The sequence below is a fragment of the Actinotalea sp. JY-7876 genome (assembly GCF_014042015.1).
In the GTDB taxonomy this organism is placed as follows: Bacteria; Actinomycetota; Actinomycetes; order Actinomycetales; family Cellulomonadaceae; genus Actinotalea.
The window spans coordinates 319,608-335,649 of record NZ_CP059493.1 but is presented as its reverse complement, the minus strand read 5'-3'; the positions used below and the strand labels follow the sequence as shown (position 1 = coordinate 335,649).

Annotated in this window: 17 protein-coding genes; 1 reads left to right on the top strand and 16 read right to left on the bottom strand. The window is 76.1% G+C overall.

What is annotated here, in order from left to right:
• Positions 1–12: 12 nt before the first annotated feature.
• The 16 genes from H2O74_RS01650 to H2O74_RS01575 form a co-directional block, all read right to left on the bottom strand.
• Positions 13–534 carry a GNAT family N-acetyltransferase gene (locus H2O74_RS01650; protein WP_182112838.1) on the bottom strand — a complete coding sequence of 174 codons (522 nt, stop codon included), beginning with the start codon at positions 532–534 and terminating at the stop codon, positions 13–15.
• A gap of 22 nt (positions 535–556) precedes the next feature.
• Complete coding sequence (purQ, locus tag H2O74_RS01645) at positions 557–1,300, bottom strand: phosphoribosylformylglycinamidine synthase subunit PurQ (RefSeq protein ID WP_255491721.1); 744 nt, start codon at positions 1,298–1,300, stop codon at positions 557–559.
• On the bottom strand, positions 1,297–1,557 hold the full coding sequence (gene purS / locus H2O74_RS01640) for a phosphoribosylformylglycinamidine synthase subunit PurS (protein WP_182112837.1): 261 nt from the start codon (positions 1,555–1,557) through the stop codon (positions 1,297–1,299). The genes purQ and purS overlap by 4 nt, the downstream gene beginning before the upstream one ends.
• A 115-nt stretch (positions 1,558–1,672) precedes the next feature.
• The gene (locus H2O74_RS01635; protein ID WP_255491720.1) at positions 1,673–2,179 is read right to left on the bottom strand and encodes an SRPBCC domain-containing protein; all 507 of its coding nucleotides are present in this window, start codon (positions 2,177–2,179) and stop codon (positions 1,673–1,675) included.
• Positions 2,180–2,226: 47 nt separating this feature from the next.
• Positions 2,227–3,336 carry an alcohol dehydrogenase catalytic domain-containing protein gene (locus H2O74_RS01630; RefSeq protein ID WP_182112835.1) on the bottom strand — a complete coding sequence of 370 codons (1,110 nt, stop codon included), beginning with the start codon at positions 3,334–3,336 and terminating at the stop codon, positions 2,227–2,229.
• A gap of 140 nt (positions 3,337–3,476) precedes the next feature.
• A complete protein-coding gene (locus H2O74_RS01625) occupies positions 3,477–5,006 on the bottom strand; it encodes an amidohydrolase (protein WP_370525795.1) in 1,530 nt (509 codons plus the stop codon).
• A 277-nt stretch (positions 5,007–5,283) separates the two neighbouring features.
• A complete protein-coding gene (locus H2O74_RS01620) occupies positions 5,284–6,150 on the bottom strand; it encodes an ABC transporter ATP-binding protein (protein WP_182112834.1) in 867 nt (288 codons plus the stop codon).
• Complete coding sequence (locus H2O74_RS01615) at positions 6,147–7,214, bottom strand: iron chelate uptake ABC transporter family permease subunit (RefSeq protein ID WP_255491719.1); 1,068 nt, start codon at positions 7,212–7,214, stop codon at positions 6,147–6,149. Before H2O74_RS01615 ends, H2O74_RS01620 begins: the two co-directional genes overlap by 4 nt.
• Complete coding sequence (locus H2O74_RS01610; RefSeq protein ID WP_220458000.1) at positions 7,211–8,194, bottom strand: iron ABC transporter permease; 984 nt, start codon at positions 8,192–8,194, stop codon at positions 7,211–7,213. The genes H2O74_RS01615 and H2O74_RS01610 overlap by 4 nt, the downstream gene beginning before the upstream one ends.
• A gap of 55 nt (positions 8,195–8,249) precedes the next feature.
• Positions 8,250–9,317 carry an iron-siderophore ABC transporter substrate-binding protein gene (locus tag H2O74_RS01605; protein WP_182112832.1) on the bottom strand — a complete coding sequence of 356 codons (1,068 nt, stop codon included), beginning with the start codon at positions 9,315–9,317 and terminating at the stop codon, positions 8,250–8,252.
• A 101-nt stretch (positions 9,318–9,418) separates the two neighbouring features.
• On the bottom strand, positions 9,419–10,435 hold the full coding sequence (locus H2O74_RS01600) for a siderophore-interacting protein (RefSeq protein WP_182112831.1): 1,017 nt from the start codon (positions 10,433–10,435) through the stop codon (positions 9,419–9,421).
• Positions 10,436–10,602: 167 nt separating this feature from the next.
• On the bottom strand, positions 10,603–11,520 hold the full coding sequence (locus tag H2O74_RS01595) for a phosphoribosylaminoimidazolesuccinocarboxamide synthase (protein ID WP_182112830.1): 918 nt from the start codon (positions 11,518–11,520) through the stop codon (positions 10,603–10,605).
• A 28-nt stretch (positions 11,521–11,548) separates the two neighbouring features.
• Positions 11,549–12,202, bottom strand: a complete 654-nt coding sequence (locus H2O74_RS01590; RefSeq protein WP_182112829.1) for a L,D-transpeptidase — start codon at positions 12,200–12,202, stop codon at positions 11,549–11,551.
• 191 nt (positions 12,203–12,393) lie between these two features.
• Positions 12,394–13,677 (bottom strand): phosphoribosylamine--glycine ligase, encoded by a 1,284-nt coding sequence (gene purD / locus H2O74_RS01585; RefSeq protein ID WP_182112828.1) that lies wholly within the window; start codon positions 13,675–13,677, stop codon positions 12,394–12,396.
• A gap of 31 nt (positions 13,678–13,708) precedes the next feature.
• Positions 13,709–14,995, bottom strand: coding sequence for an adenylosuccinate synthase (locus tag H2O74_RS01580; RefSeq protein WP_182112827.1), 1,287 nt, complete (start codon positions 14,993–14,995; stop codon positions 13,709–13,711).
• Between the two features lie 137 nt (positions 14,996–15,132).
• Complete coding sequence (locus H2O74_RS01575; RefSeq protein ID WP_182112826.1) at positions 15,133–15,579, bottom strand: DUF3151 domain-containing protein; 447 nt, start codon at positions 15,577–15,579, stop codon at positions 15,133–15,135.
• 114 nt (positions 15,580–15,693) lie between these two features.
• On the opposite strand from H2O74_RS01575, the gene H2O74_RS01570 reads away from it, so the two are divergent.
• Positions 15,694–16,032 carry an STAS domain-containing protein gene (locus H2O74_RS01570; RefSeq protein ID WP_182112825.1) on the top strand — a complete coding sequence of 113 codons (339 nt, stop codon included), beginning with the start codon at positions 15,694–15,696 and terminating at the stop codon, positions 16,030–16,032.
• The last annotated feature ends 10 nt before the right edge of the window (positions 16,033–16,042 follow it).

Sequence of the window (16,042 nt, the reverse complement as noted above, 5' to 3'; positions counted from 1 at the left end):
CGGCGTCGGCGCTCAGCGCGGCTCGGGCTCCGGCGTGAGCCAGCGCGCGTAGCAGACCGACGTCGGCTCGTCGGTGTAGGGCCCGTAGTTGTCGATGCGCTCGTAGCCCGTCGAGCGGTAGAGGGCGATCGCCTCGGGTTGGCGGACGCCGGTCTCGAGGACGAGCCGCCGCAGGCCGTGCTCGACCGCGAGCCGCTCGAGCTCGGCGAGCACCGCCCGGGACAGTCCCCTGCCGCGTGCCGCGGGGCGCACGAACATGCGCTTGAGCTCGCCGTAGCCGTCGCCGTACCCGGACGCGGCGCGCAGCGAGCCGCATCCGACCACCTCGCCGTCGAGCCGGACGACGACGGTCGCGAGCATCTCGTCCGGCGGCAGCACGGGCTCGATGTCGCCGACGCCGTCGTACCGGGCGGCGAGCTCGGTCTGCTGCTCCTCGCGCAGGCGCGCGGCGTCGGGGTCGTCCCAGGGCACCCGCTCGACCGCGACGGTCGGCGTCGCGGCGGCGCCGCCCGACGCGGGTGACGGGGCGCTCACGCGCGCGTGCCCGTCGGGCGCATCAGCGGACGAGCGTGGCGAGGACCGACGTGAAGAACCGCAGGCCGTCCGTGCCCAGGCGCGGACCGGCCGCGCTGTCGGGGCCGAAGCCCGGCTCGACGGCGTGCTCGGGGTGCGGCATGAGGCCCACGACGTTGCCCGCGGCGTTCGCGATGCCGGCGATGGCGCGCCGCGAGCCGTTCGGGTTCCAGCCGTCGTAGCGGAACACCACGCGGCCCTCGGCCTCGAGCTCGTCGAGGTCACGCTCGGACGCCACGTACTGGCCGTCCTGGTTCTTGAGCGGGATGACGATCTTCTCGCCCTGCTCGAAGTCGCCGGTCCAGGCGGTCGTCGCGTTCTCCACGACGAGCACCTGCTCGCGGCACAGGAAGGTCCGGTGGTCGTTCTTGATCATGGCGCCGGGTAGCAGGTGCGCCTCGCAGAGCACCTGGAAGCCGTTGCAGATGCCCAGCACGGGCAGGCCGCCCCGTGCGGCGTCGACGAGCGTGCCCATCACGGGCGCGAAGCTGCTGATGGCGCCGGCGCGCAGGTAGTCGCCGTAGGAGAAGCCGCCCGGCAGGACGACGGCGTCGACCCCGTGCAGGTCGGCGTCGGCGTGCCAGAGCGCGACCGGCTCGCCGCCCGCGAGGCGCACGGCGCGCGCGGCGTCGCGGTCGTCGAGCGTCCCGGGGAAGGTGACGACGCCGATGCGGGCGCCGTCGACGCGCGCGTCGGCAGCCGGCCGCGCGATCGTCGGGGTGCTCACGCGCCGACCTCGTCGGCGACCGCGACGCGCACGACGTCCTCGATCACGGGGTTCGACAGCAGGGTCTCGGCGGCCCGACGGACGGCCTCGAGCACCTCCTCGGTGACCTCGCCGTCGACCTCGAGCTCGAACCGCTTGCCCTGGCGCACGCTCGTGAACCCGTGGAACCCGAGCCGCGGCAGGGCGTTGGCGACGGCCTTGCCCTGCGGGTCGAGGATCTCGGGCTTCGGCATCACATCGACGACGACTCGTCCCACAGAAGGGCTCCTGGGTCTGGTGCGAGGGGAGACGACGGCCACGATACCCGCGGCGTCCGACACGACGTCGGGGGCGTTCACCAGGCGGCCGGCCGCCGTCGCGGGCGCCGATGGATCAGGCGCGGGGCCGGCGATCGGGCCGGTCCGTGTAGTGCTCGACCAGGTCGTCGTAACCGGTCCAGAAGTCGTCGAACGGGAGGTCGTCGCCCGCCAGGTGGGCGTGCAGGTACTCGAGGTGCCGGTGCCAGCCGGCGGCGTAGGACACCGCGTCGTCCAGGTCCTCGTGGTGCAGGGTCAGGGTCGTGCTCGACGGCGCCACCTCGTCCAGGGCGACGGTGAGCCGGCTCGGCCGCTCCTCGGGGAAGTCCCAGGTGAGGATCAGCAGTCGGCGCGGTTCCCACTGCAGCACGGCGTGCCGCGACCGGACGTGCTCGTCGTGCCACAGATCGAACCGGACGCCCTCGGCGACCACGCCGTCCAGGCGTCCCAGCCAGCGCACGGTGTGCTCGCCGTCGGTCAGCGCCCGCCAGACGTCGGACGTGGCCGCCGGGAGCGCCACCTCGAGGTGCACCTCACCGTGCGCGGTGTCGGCGCGGCCGTCGATCGAGGGACTCTGCTGCACGAGGCGATCTTGCCGCCTCCGCGGGCGCATCCCCGCGCGCCGCGCTGCTACGGCACGACGACGGTCATGCCCGCGCCGCTGCGCGGCGCGGGGTCGCCCATGGACGCGAGCGCGGCGCCAGCGGCGTCGAGCCCGATGACGTCGCCGACGAGGCGCTCGGGCGCCAGGTCACCGCGGGCGACGGCGGCGAGCATGGCGGGGTACTCGTGCGCGGCCATGCCGTGGCTGCCGTAGACCTCGAGCTCCCAGGCCACGACGCGGTCCATCGGGAGCGGCGGGCGCGCGTGCTCGGCGAGGAGGAGGCCGACCTGGACGTGGCGTCCCCGGCGGCGCAGGCCGAGGATCGAGCCGGCCGCGGTCACGGGGTCACCCAGCGCCTCGACGGACACGTGGGCGCCGCCGCCCGTCACCTCGGCCACCAGCGCACCCAGGGCGTCGGCCGTGGTCGGCGCGGGGGCGCCGGCGCCCGGAGCCTCACGGTGAGCTCGCGCTCGCCCGCCACCCGACCGCGGGTCCAGCACCACCTCGGCCCCGAGCGCCGCGGCCGCCGTTCGCGCCTCGGCCCGGACGTCCAGGGCCACGACGCGCGCACCGGCCGCCACGGCGATCATCACCGCGGACAGCCCCACACCGCCGCACCCGTGCACGGCGACCCACTGCCCGGCCGCGACGCGTCCGTGCACCGTGAGCGCGCGGTACGCCGTCGCGAACCGGCAGCCCAACGACGCCGCCGTGACGGCGCTCATCCCCTCGGGGAGCGCGACGAGGTTGACGTCGGCGTGGTCGATCGCGACCCGCTCGGCGAACGACCCCCAGTGGGTGAACCCGGGCTGCGTCTGCCGCTCGCAGACCTGCTGCTCGCCCGCGCGGCACACCGCGCACTCGCCGCACGCGCAGACGAACGGCACCGTCACCCGGTCCCCGGCGCGCCAGGCCCGCACCTCGGCGCCCACCTGGACCACCGTCCCCGCGAGCTCGTGGCCGGGCACGTGCGGCACCGCGATGCCGTCGTCGTGCCCCTGCCAGCCGTGCCAGTCGCTGCGGCACACGCCCGTCGCCTCGACGCGGATGACGGCGCCCGACGGCGGGCACGAGGGCTCCGGCACGTCCCGCACCTCGAGCGGACCCCCGAAGCGCTCGAACACGACGGCTCGCATGTGAGGCACCCCGGTCTGTCGTGAGCGGACGATCACCGCCGGTCGGCGGCAGCCCAGGATCCCACCCCGGCCGCGCGCCGCCGCCCTCCGCCCGGGCACTGGACCGTCCCTCCCGCCCACCGGGTCGGGGTCGGGACCCGTCAGAAGCGGCGGTGGGTCCACCGTCCGGCCAGCAGCGTCCCGGCCACCGGCATCGCGCGCAGGCCGTAGCCCGTCGTCGTGAGCGGGTCCGCCTCGAGCACCGCCAGGTCCGCCACCGCGCCGGGCGCGACCCGGGAGCGCACGGATGCGGCGAGCGCGACGTGCGCGGGGAGCCGGTGCTCGGGGTGCCACGGCGCCCGCCCGTCGCGCGCCCGGTCGACGGCGGCCCCGATCGCGTGCCACGGGTCGAGCGGCGCCACGGGCGCGTCGGACCCCAGGGTCAGCCGCACGCCCGCACGGTGCAGGGCACCGAACGGGAAGGCGCGGTCGGTGCGGCCGACCCAGTGCCGGTCGGCGACGTCGCGGTCGTCCATCGCGTGCTCGGGCTGGACGCTCGCGACGATGCCGAGCCGGACGAGCCGGTCGACGTCGTCGGCGGTGACCAGCTGCGCGTGCTCGATGCTGCCCCGCGCACCCGTGGCCTCGAACGCGTCGAGGGCGAGCGCGTTGGCGTGGTCGCCGATCGCGTGGATCGCGCACCCGAGTCCTGCGGCGGTCGCGCGGGCCATGAGGGGCCGCAGCTCCCCGGGCGGCACCGACAGCACGCCGAACGCCTCCGGGCCGGCCAGCCCCGGGTACGGGTCGAAGCAGTAGGCGGTGCGGGTGTTGAGCGACCCGTCCGTGATGACCTTGAGCGGGCCCATCGTCAGGAGGCCGTCGGCGGTGAGCGCTCGACCGGTCGGCAGCCCGCGCGCGACCGCCTCGTCCAGCCCCTGCGCCCAGACGCTCGCGACCACCCGAAGGCCGAGCCGCCCGGCGGCCGCCCGCCGCTCCCAGGCGGGCACGGCGCCGGACATCTCGAAGTCCACGACGCCGACGACGCCGCGCTCGGCCGCGGCCCGCACCGCGTCGGCGACCCACGCGTCGACGACGTCGGTGGGCGCCGCGGCGAGCCGGTCGAGCAGCGGGAACCAGGCGTTCTCACGCAGCAGCCCCGTGCCGTCCCCACCGATCAGTCCCGCGACACCCAGGCGCGCGGCGGCGGCCGTGCCCAGCCAGCCGCAGTGCAGGTCCGCGCTGACCAGCACCACCTCGGCACCGGGGACGCCGGCGCCCGCCGCGGCGTCGTCGAGGACCGCCGACGTCGGCACGTCGGGCCACAGGCCGTCACGGAAGCCGAACCCCACGAGCGGCACGCCCGCGGGCGGCGGCGCGAGGCGCAGGCGCTCGGCGACGAGCGTCGCGGCGTGGGCCGCCGACGTCGCCCCCGACACGTCGACCCGCTGCCGCGCGAGCGCCCACTGGTTCATGTGCGTGTGCGCGTCCCACAGCCCGGGCACGAGCCAGCGGCCGGCGAGGTCGACCGTCTCGATCGGTCCCTCGTCCGCCTCCTGCAGGGCGGCGCCCGTGACGGCGGGAGCCAGGGCACGCACCACCCCGTCGACCACGAGCACGTCGCACAGCTCCGCAGGCACCGCGGCGCCCTGGACCGGGACCACACGCGCGGCGGTCAGGAGCACGGACGTCACGGCCTGCCCCGTCCCCGCGACGGCGTGCGGGGCCCGGACCGCGCGGACGCGTCGCGCGGACCGCTCGGCGCCGGCGCGTGCGCGGTGACGACGACGCCGTCGGGCTGCTTCCGCACGCGGCGTCTCCTTCGCTCGGGGGCCGACGTGGGCACGCGGGGGGCGCGCGCCCACGCCGACCGGTCCGGTGGTGCCAGATGGTGCCAGAACCCGCCCCGCCGCGCAGTCCGGGGACCAAAATCGATACGAATCCGGGTCCGACGGCGTCCCGGCGCGGGCGTCAGCGCCGCCGCACCTCGGGCACCACGAGCGGTGTGCCGCTGGCGGGGTCCGGCACCACGCGGCACGGAAGGCCGAACACGTGCCCGACCAGATCGGCCGTCACGACGTCCTGCGGCGCCCCCTGCGCGACGACGGCGCCGTCCTTCATCACCACGAGGTGGGTCGCGTACCGCGACGCCTGGTTGAGGTCGTGGAGCACGGCGACGAGGGTCCGGCCCGTGTCGTGCAGGCTCGCGCACAGGTCCATGACCTCGTACTGGTGGGCGATGTCCAGGAACGTCGTGGGCTCGTCGAGGAGCAGTACGGGCGTCTCCTGCGCGAGCACGAGCGCGAGCCACACACGCTGGCGCTGGCCACCCGAGAGCTCGTCGACCGCGCGGTCGGCGAGGTCGGTCACGTGGGTGGCCGCCATCGCGCGCGCCACCGCCACCTCGTCCTCGCGCGACCACTGCCGCAGCAGCCCCTGGTAGGGGTAGCGGCCCCGTGCGACGAGGTCGGCGACCGTGATGCCCTCGGGCGCGACGGCGGTCTGCGGCAGGAGGCCGACCTGCCGTGCGACCTCCTTGGTGGGCATGGTGTGCACGGCCCGCCCGTCGAGCAGGACGGCGCCTCCGCGCGGCTCGAGCAGGCGCGCCAGGCCGCGCAGGAGCGTGGACTTGCCGCACGCGTTGGGCCCGATGACGACCGTGAAGGAGCCGTCCGGGACGGCGAGGGTGAGCCCGTCGACGACGACGCGGCGCTCGTACGCGAGCGTGACGTCCCGCGCGACCAGCCGGGCGGCGGGCGCGGCGTCCTGCGGCCCCCCGGGCGCGGCGCCCTGCGGCCCCTCGGGCGCACCGGCGTGCGCGGACGGGTCGACGGTCATCGGCGACGCCCCTCTCGGCTCAGGACCCAGGCGAGGTAGACCCCACCGACGACACCCGTCGCGACCCCCACCGGCATCGCCACCGGCAGCGCGTGCTGCGCGACCACGTCGGCGGCGAGCAGCAGCAGGGCGCCGGTGAGCGCGGACGGCGCGAGCGCGAGGCCGGTGCCCCGCACGAGGCGGCGCGAGACCTGCGGTGCGACGAGCGCGATGAACGGTACCGGCCCGGCGACGGCGACCCCGAGCGCGCACAGCGCGACCCCGAGCACCACGAGCACCAGCTGGGCCCGCCGCACGGGCACACCCAGCGCCGACGCGGCGTCCTCGCCGAGGTCGATCATGCGCAGCCACGGCGCGACCGCGAGGCACGCGGGCGCGAGCACCGCGAGCACGACCACCACCAGCCATACGTGGTCCCACGACCGCGCGTTGAGGGACCCGACGAGCCACGCCGAGGCGACCTGCGCCTGCGTCAGCTCGGCGCGCGTGAGCAGCCACCAGGTGACGGCGTTGAGCATCGCGCCGACGCCGATGCCGACGAGCACCAGGCGCGTGCCCAGCAGGCCGCGCCGGAAGGCCCCGAGGTAGACCACGACCGCCGCGACGAACCCGCCCGCGAGCGCGGAGCCGGCCAGGGCCGCCCCCGTCGCCCCCGCGAGCACGATGCCCGCGACGGCGCCCGCCGACGCGCCCTGCGTGAAGCCGATGAGCTCGGGGCTGCCGAGCGGGTTGCGCACCACCGTCTGGAACAGGGCGCCGCTCATGCCCAGCGCCGCGCCGACGCCGACCGCGCACAGGGCGCGCGGCAGGCGCAGCTCGCGCACGATGAACGACGACCCGCCGGTGTCCACGCCGAGCAGCGCGAGCACGACCTCCCCGGGCGCCACCGACCGTGCCCCCACGGACACGGCGACCACGAGGAGCGCGAGCATCGCGAGCACGAGCCCCGCACCGACGACCAGGGTGCGCACGCGCCACCGCAGCGACAGCGGGCCCAGCCGCAGCACGAGCGCGCGTCCCGCCCGCGAGGGGACGGCCGCGCGCTCCGCGGCCACGGCGGTCACAGCGCCGTCACCCGGCGTCGGCCCGCGAGCGCGATGAGCGCCGGGGCGCCCAGGAACGCCGTCACCACGCCCACCTGGATCTCGGCGGGCGCGGCCAGGACGCGGCCGAGCACGTCCGCGAGCAGCAGCAGGACGGGCGCCGCGAGCGCCGAGAGCGGCAGCACCCAGCGGTCGTCGGGGCCGGTGAGCCCGCGCACGATGTGCGGCACGGCCAGCCCGACGAAGACGAGCGGCCCCACCGCGGCCGTCGCGGCGCCGCACAGCAGCGTCACGACGACCCCGGTGACGGCGCGGACCACGCCCGGGCTGAGCCCGAGCGCCCGGCCCACGTCCTCACCGAGCGCCATGGCGTTGAGCGGGACGGCGAGCAGGAGACCGACGACCAGACCCACGGCCAGGAACGGCAGCACCTGGACGAGGATCCCGAGACCGCGTCCCGACAGGCTGCCGACGGCCCAGAAGCGGTACAGGTCGAGGGCCTCGCGGTCCAGGAAGGTCATGGCCCACACCAGCGCCATGAGCACCGCGGAGACGGCCGCGCCGGCCAGCGTCAGCCGCACCGGCGTCCCGGCCGCCTCGGGGCCACCGCTGCGCGACCCGACGAGGTACACGAGGACCGTCGCGGCGCCAGCGCCGGCGAAGGCGAGCCACACGTACCCGCCCACGGTCGTGACGCCGAGCAGGCTGATCCCCGCCACCACGGCCGCGGCGGCCCCGGCGTTGACGCCCAGGAGCCCCGGGTCCGCCAGCGGGTTGCGGCTGAGCGACTGCATCAGCGCGCCGGAGAGGCCGAGCGCCGCACCCGCCGCGACGCCGAGGAGCGTGCGCGGGAGGCGCACCTCGTGCACGATCGCGGCGTCGTTGGAGCCGTCCGAGGCGAGGAGGTGGCGCCACACGTCGGCGGGCGCGATCCCCTGGGCACCGACGGCCAGGCTCAGCACCACCGCGACGACGAGGAGGACCGCGGTGCCGACGAGCACCGCGGTCCTCCTCGTGGACGCGCTCACGCGAGCCGGTCTGGCCCGGTCGCGGCGGTCAGTCCGCCGGGACGGCGTCGGCCGCCTCGACCAGCTGGGGCACGAACTCCGACAGGCCCCAGGGCAGGCCGAGCGCCGTCGTCGTGCTCATCGCCATGCCGAGCTGGCGGTCCAGCAGCGGCAGGTAGCTGCCGCGCTGGACGGCCGGGATGGAGGCGAACGTCCCCAGGGCCTCGACCGACGCCTGCTCCTGCTCGTCGTTGAACCACGTGATCAGGACGTCGGCGTCGGCGAGGAGGTCGGTGCTCTCGGTGCCGAGGTTGACGAAGAAGGTGCCCTCGGGCGCCTCCAGGTCGGCCACGCCCGGCGCCAGCTCCATGCCGAGCCCCGTGAGGAGCTCGACGCGCGGGTCGCCCTCGACGTAGGCCGACAGCGTGCCGTCCGGCGAGCCGTACACGTACGCGAAGGTCAGCCCCTCGAGCGACGGGTTCTCGGCGCCGGTCTCCGCCAGGAGCGCCTCCATCTCGGCGACGAGCTCCTCCGCCTCGGCCTCCTGGCCCAGGGCGCGGCCGTTGATGAGCGTCTGGTCCTGCCAGCTCACGAGCCACGGCTGGTCGGGGTAGGCGACGGTCGGCGCGATGAGCTCGAGCTGCGCGTACACCTCCGGGGAGATCCCCGAGTAGGTGGCCAGGATGAGGTCCGGCTCGAGCGCCGCGATCTCCTCGACGTCGACCTCGGGCAGGTCGACGTAGGTCTCGGGCAGCTCGCCGCCGAGCTCGTCGATCGCCTCGGCGGTCCAGGGCAGCAGCCCGGTCTCCGGGTCACCGGCCCAGGTGTCGGCCGGGATGCCGACGGGCACGACGCCGAGCGCGAGGGCCGTGTCCTGCGACCCCCAGCCCAGCGTCACGACGCGCTCGGGCTCCTCCTCGATCGTCGTCGTGCCCAGCGCGTGCTCGATGGTCACGGGGAAGGCGGAGGACTCCTCCGAGGTGGCGGCCCCGGCCTCGTCGCCGTCGTCGGCGGTGCCGCCGCACGCGGCGAGCGTGAGGGCGGTCGTCGCGGCGACGAGGAGGGCGGCGGCGCGCCGGCGCGCGAGGCGCGGCGTGCGGGGGCGTGCGGGGGACATGGGTGCTCCATTCGGCGGACGTGCTGGTGCTGTGGGTGTCGTGCGGTGCGGGTGGCTCGGGCCGCCGGTGGCAGGCGGACCGGCGACGTCGTCGCGGGGCGTCAGCCCTCGGCGCGACCGTGGCGCCAGTAGCCCATGAAGGCCACCGAGCGGCGGTCGAGGCCGATGTCGCGGACGAGGAAGCGGCGCAGCTCCTTGACGACGCCCGCCTCCCCCGCGATCCACGCGTAGACGCCGTCGGCCGCGGTCGGCTGCTCCGGCACCTCCCACATGATCTGGTGGTCCACGTCGACGTCCTCGAGCGGGACGGCGGCGGCCGCGCGACGCTCCACGGCCGCGGTCACGGTGCTGCGGACCGCGGCGTCCAGCAGGCTGCCGTGGGGCGCGTCGATGCGGACGTCCGAGTCGGTGGCCGGGCGCGACCGGGGCAGCCAGTGCAGCTCGACGCCGGCGGGCGCGCGCACCTCCAGCACGTCGTGCGCGGTGGGTACCTCGAGGAAGGCGTGGCCGCGCGCGTCCGCGGACAGCTGCTCGACGATCGAGCAGATCGCGGGGACGGCGGTCTCGTCGCCGGCGAGCAGGAAGGTGCCGGCGTCGGCCGGCGGCTGCCACTCGATGCCGGTCCGGCCGTCGAAGCGCGCGTTGGGGCCGATGAGGACGATCGGGTCGCCGGAGCGGGCGGCGGCGCACCAGCGCACCGCGGGACCCACCTGCGACGAGCACGCGCAGCCCAGCAGCTCGGCCAGGCCGCAGCCGCGCGTCGTCACCGCGCCGGGCGCGACGCCGTGCAGCACGACGTCGACGTCGACCTCGCGCTCCGCCTGCCGGACCGCGCGCACCGTGTAGGTGCGCAGCGGGTACCGCTCGTCGTCGGGCATCGCGCGCCACGTCTCGAACCACGAGTCGCTCGTGAAGAGCGCGGCGTCGACCCGCGCGCCGCACGCGGCCGGCAGGACCAGCTTGATGCGCTGGTCGAGGCCGTCGTCGGCGAACAGGTCCAGGTCCGGGCCCGTGAAGGTCATCCGCAGGAAGCTCGGCGAGAGCCGGCGCGCGCGCAGGACCTCGACCTCGAAGGCCCGGTAGGCGGGCTCCACGCGGTTGAGCGTGCTCGCGGACATCGGGCTCCTCGCAGTGCTGCGGGTCGGTCGAGCGGTGGGCGGTCGTGCGGTCGACGTGATGCGCGTCTCGTCGCTCTCTGCCAGTAAAGCATAGGCTTACCTAACGAAGATAACCCTGCCCTCACCCCGGACGCGTATGAGCCTGCTCACAGCCGGGTCGCGGCGTTTCAGAGCGGCAGCGCGCTGCCCGTCAGTCGCTCGTAGGCCTCGAGGTATCTGGCGCGCGTCCGCTCGACGACGTCGTCGGGCAGCGGTGGCGGTGGCGCGTCGGAGGCGCGGTCCCAGCCCGACGCGGGCGAGGTGAGCCAGTCCCGCACGTACTGCTTGTCGAAGCTCGGCTGGGCGCGGCCCGGGCTCCAGGTGTCGAGCGGCCAGAACCGCGACGAGTCGGGCGTCAGCACCTCGTCCCCGAGCACGACGGCGCCCGCGTGCGGGCCCTGCGCGGGGCGGCCGAGCTCGAGCTTGGTGTCGGCGAGGAGCACGCCGCGCTCGCGCGCCACGGCCTCGGCCCGGGCGTAGACCGCCAGGGTGAGGTCGCGCAGCAGGTGGGCGTCGGCCTCGCCGATCCGTGCGGCGACGACCTCGAGGCTGACGTTCTCGTCGTGGTCCCCCAGCGCGGCCTTCGTCGCCGGCGTGAAGATCGGCTCGGGCAGCCGCGAGCCGTCCTGCAGCCCGGGCGGCAGCGGCACACCGCACACCTGCCCGCCCGCGACGTACTCCGCGAGCCCGGACCCCGTCAGGTAGCCGCGGGCCACGCACTCGACGGGGAACATGTCGAGGCGGCGGCAGACCATGGCCCGCCCGGCGACGACGTCGGGCACCCGCCCGCCGTCACGCTCGGCGGTGCCCGAGACCACGTGGTTGGGCACGAGGTCGGCCAGCTGGTCGAACCACCACAGGCTCAGCTGCGTGAGCACGACGCCCTTGTCCGGGACGGGAGTGGCCAGGACGTGGTCGTAGGCGCTGATCCGGTCGCTGGCGACCACGAGCACGACGTCGCCGTCGGGGTGCGGCGCGGACGGGACGTAGAGGTCCCGGACCTTGCCGGAGTAGGTGTGCGTCCACCCGGGCACCGTGAGCGTCATGCGTGCAGTGTGGCGCGCCGGGCGGCCGTCAGGCCACGACGTCCACGGGTGTGCCGAGCGGGAGCCCGACCTCCTGCACGAGGCGTGCCACGTCGGGGTCCTGGAGCCGGACACCCCCGGTCGGGGCGTCGCCGCCGAGGGCCTCCGGCGGTGCGCCGCCGTGGATCGCGACCGGGACCTCGCCGGCCGCGAACGCGGCGAGCACCGGCCGGTGCCCCGAGAGCCCGTACGCGTAGGCGCCGAGCAGGGCGCCCCCCGCCGGCGGCTGCAGCAGCTCGGTGACGGAGTACCTGCCCGGTGCGGGGACCCCGCCGCCGCCCAGGGCCACGGCCACGTCGAGCACGACCTCCCCCGCGTCCTCGACCAGGAGGCGATGCTCGGCGAGCCGCACCTCGACCCGCAGCGTCGTGGACGAGAGCGTCACGGCGTCGGCGCGCACCCAGGCCGTCGCCGCGGGCGTCCCGCCCTGCGCCGGCGCGGCGGGGACCAGCACCTCCAGCCAGTCGCCGTCGGTCGTCACGACCAGCGCGGTGAGGGGGACCTCGGGCACGGAGACGACGTCGGCCGAGACCAGGGTGCGCGACGGCGCCGCCGCGTCGGGCTCCGCGTAGAGCGCGAGCTCCGCGCCGAGCGAGGTCGCGACGACGGCGGGGGGCGGGCCGGTCGGCGTGGGCGTGGGCACGGGCGTCGCCGCGGCCGTGGGGGACGGCGACGGCGCGGGCGCCGCGGCCGTGCACCCCGTGAGCGGGACCGAGGCCAGCGCCAGGGCGGACAGCGCCGCCAGGGCGCCGCGTCGCCCGCGCCCGGCGCTGCGGACCGGGGCGGCTGCGGGTCCGGTGGGGGGCGCGCCCGCGGTCGTCCGGGTCCTCGCGGTCAGGACGGCTCCGGCATGCGCGCCGCGATGTCGCTGCGGTGGTGCGAGCCGTCGAGGCGGATCCGGTCGACCCCCGCGTAGGCGGCGGCGCGCGCCGCGTCCAGGCCGGGGCCGCGGCCGACGACGGAGAGCACCCGCCCGCCGGCGGAGACCAGCGCACCGTCCGGCCCGGACGCGGTGCCCGCGTGGAGCACGTGCACCGCCGGCAGCCCGTCCGCCGCCTCGACCCCGGTGATCGGGTCGCCACCACGGACGGGGCCCGGGTAGCCGGGCGCGGCGACGACGACCGTCACCGCGGCGTCGTCGTGCCAGCGCAGGCGCGGCTGCTGGTCCAGGCGGCCCGTCGCCGCGGCCAGCAGCAGGTCGGCGAGCGGCGTCGCGAGGCGCGCGAGCACGACCTGCGTCTCGGGGTCGCCGAAGCGCGCGTTGAACTCCACGACCCGCACGCCGCGGCCCGTCAGTGCCAGGCCGCAGTACAGGACGCCGACGAAGGGCGTGCCGCGGCGGCGCATCTCGTCGACGGTCGGCTGGGCGACGCGCGTCATCACCTCGTCGACCAGGCCGGGCGGCGCCCACGGGAGCGGCGAGTAGGCACCCATGCCCCCGGTGTTGGGGCCCGCGTCACCGTCGAGCGCGCGCTTGTAGTCCTGCGCGGGTGCGAGCGGGACGACCGTCGAGCCGTCGCTCAGGCAGAACAGGGAGACCTCCGGCCCGTCGAGGAACTCCTCGACCACGACCTGCGAGCCCGCGCGCAGGCACGCCTCGCCGTGCGCGAGCGCCTCGTCGCGGTCGGACGTGACGACGACGCCCTTGCCGGCCGCGAGGCCGTCGTCCTTGACCACGTAGGGGGCGCCGAACGCGTCGAGCGCGTCGGCGAGCTCCGCCGGCGTCGTGCACACGTGGGCCATCGCGGTCGGCACGCCGGCCGCCGCCATGACGTCCTTGGCGAACGCCTTCGAGCCCTCGAGCACGGCGGCCTCGGCGCTCGGCCCGAAGCACGCGATGCCGGCCGCGCGCACGGCGTCGGCGACACCGGCGACGAGCGGGCCCTCCGGCCCGACGACGACCAGGTCGGCCGCGAGCCGCGACGCCAGCGCCGCCACGGCGTCGGGGTCGAGCGCGTCCACCTCGTGCCGCTGCGCGAGCGCGCCGATGCCGGGGTTGCCCGGTGCGGCGTGCAGCTCGTGCCCCGGGCCGGCGCCCGGCCGGACGTCGGGCCCGCCCGCGAGGGCGAGGACGATGGCGTGCTCGCGCGCGCCCGAGCCGATGACGAGGATCCTCACGGGCCGTCAGCCTAGGCGCACACGCCGGGTCTCAGCCCAGCAGGTCGTGACGGACGATCGTCGCCTCGCGGCCCGGACCCACGCCGATGCTCGAGATCCGCGTCCCCGACATCTCCTCGAGCGCGAGCACGTAGCGCTGGGCGGTCGCCGGCAGGTCCTCGAACGTGCGGCACTGCGAGATGTCCTCCCACCACCCGTCGAGCTCCTCGTAGACCGGGACGGCGTGGTGGAACTGCGTCTGGTCCACGGGCATCTCGTCGTGCCGGACGCCGTCGACGTCGTACGCGACGCAGACCGGGATCTTCTCGAGGCCGGTGAGCACGTCGAGCTTGGTCAGGACGAGGTCGGTCAGGCCGTTGACGCGCGACGCGTACCGCGCGACGACCGCGTCGTACCAGCCGCAGCGGCGCGGCCGACCCGTCGTCGTGCCGTACTCGCCGCCGGTCTTGCGCAGGAACTCGCCCGCGTCGTCCAGCAGCTCGGTGGGGAAGGGGCCCTCGCCGACGCGCGTGGTGTACGCCTTGATGACGCCCACGACGCGGTCGATGCGGGTGGGCCCGACGCCCGAGCCCGTGCACGCGCCGCCCGCCGTCGCCGAGGAGGACGTGACGAACGGGTAGGTGCCGTGGTCGACGTCCAGCATCGTGGCCTGCCCCGCCTCGAACACGACGGTCTTGCCCGCGTCGAGCGCCTGGTTGAGCACGAGGGCGGTGTCCGCGACCATCGGGCGCAGGCGCTCGGCGAACGTCAGCAGCTCCTCGACCGTCTCGTCGACGGTGATCGCGCGCCGGTTGTAGACCTTCACCAGGAGGTGGTTCTTCTGGTCGAGGGCGCCCTCGACCTTCTGCCGCAGGATGTGCTCGTCGAACAGGTCCTGGACGCGGATGCCCACGCGGCTGATCTTGTCGGCGTAGGTGGGGCCGATGCCCCGACCCGTCGTCCCGATCCGGCGCTTGCCGAGGAACCGCTCCGTGACCTTGTCGATGGTCCGGTTGTACGGCGCGATGAGGTGCGCGCTCGAGGAGACGAGCAGCCGCGAGGTGTCGACCCCGCGCACCTCCAGCGCGTCGATCTCCTGGAACAGCACCTCGAGGTCGATGACCACGCCGTTGCCGATCACGGGGGTCACGCCCGGCGAGAGGATGCCCGAGGGCAGCAGGTGCAGGGCGTACTTCTCGCCGTCGATCACGACCGTGTGGCCGGCGTTGTTGCCGCCGTTGAACTTCACGACGTGGTCGACGCGCGACCCCAGCTGGTCGGTGGCCTTGCCCTTGCCCTCGTCGCCCCACTGGGCGCCGAGCACGACGACGGCTGGCATGAGAGGTCCTTTGCTGTGGACGACGGTGCGGCGGGCGCGCGCCAGACCGGCGGCGCGCCCCGACGAGGCTACCGCCACCGCCGGGGTCACCCCCGCACGCACCGCCCGCAGGCCTCACCGGCGCCCGGGGCGGACCCTCAGGCGGGCGCGGCCGCGCGCAGCGCCTCGACCTCCGCCGGCGTGGTGCCGCAGTCGGCGAGGAAGGCGGTGCAGCGCTCGGCCTCGGCCACCTCGCCGATCGCCGCCGCCGACTGCGCGAGCGCCAGGAGCGCGCGCAGGAAGCCCTGGTTGGTGACGTGGTCCGCCGGCACGGGGCCGGTGCCGCGCCAGCCCGCGCGCCGCAGCGCGTCGAGGCCGCGGTGGTAGCCGGTGCGCGCGTAGGCGTAGGCGGCGACGTCGTCGTGCCCGAGCTCCTCCTCGGCGAGCAGCGCCCAGGCGATGGACGACGCCGGGTGGGCGCGGGCGACGTCGCGCGCCCCGGCCGAGGCGAGCGCCGCGCGGGCCGCGGTGTCGGGGTGGTCGGCGGGCAGGAGGGTCGGCGCGGGGCCGCCCAGCAGGTTGGCGTGCGGGTTCTCGTGGGCCATGCCCCCATCCTCCTGCAGCGGCGGCGTACCGCCGACCGGCCGGGGACGGGAGTGCAGCGCGCACGGCGCCTGGATAGAGTCGAGGTACCGCCTTCCCCCCGCATCGGAGCTTCCATGATCGAGATCGCCATGTCACCGGCGACGACGACGCTGACCATCGCGGGGGACCTCGACCTCTCGGAGCGGGACCAGTTCCCCGAGATCACCGCCCGCATCACCGGGCTGCGGCGCCAGCTGCTCGTCATCGACATGTGCGGCGTGACCTTCATGGACTCGACCGGCGCCGCGTTCCTCATCTCGCTCGCCGACGCCGGCCGCAAGCGCGGCGGTGCCACCGTCCTGCGCGGCTGCGACGAGCGCGAGCTGTTCGTGCTCGAGGTGTGCGGCGCGCTGCCGATGTTCCGCATCGACGGCGAGCACGTCTGCCCGCCCGTGGCGAGCACGCGGGCCTGAGCCCGCCGAC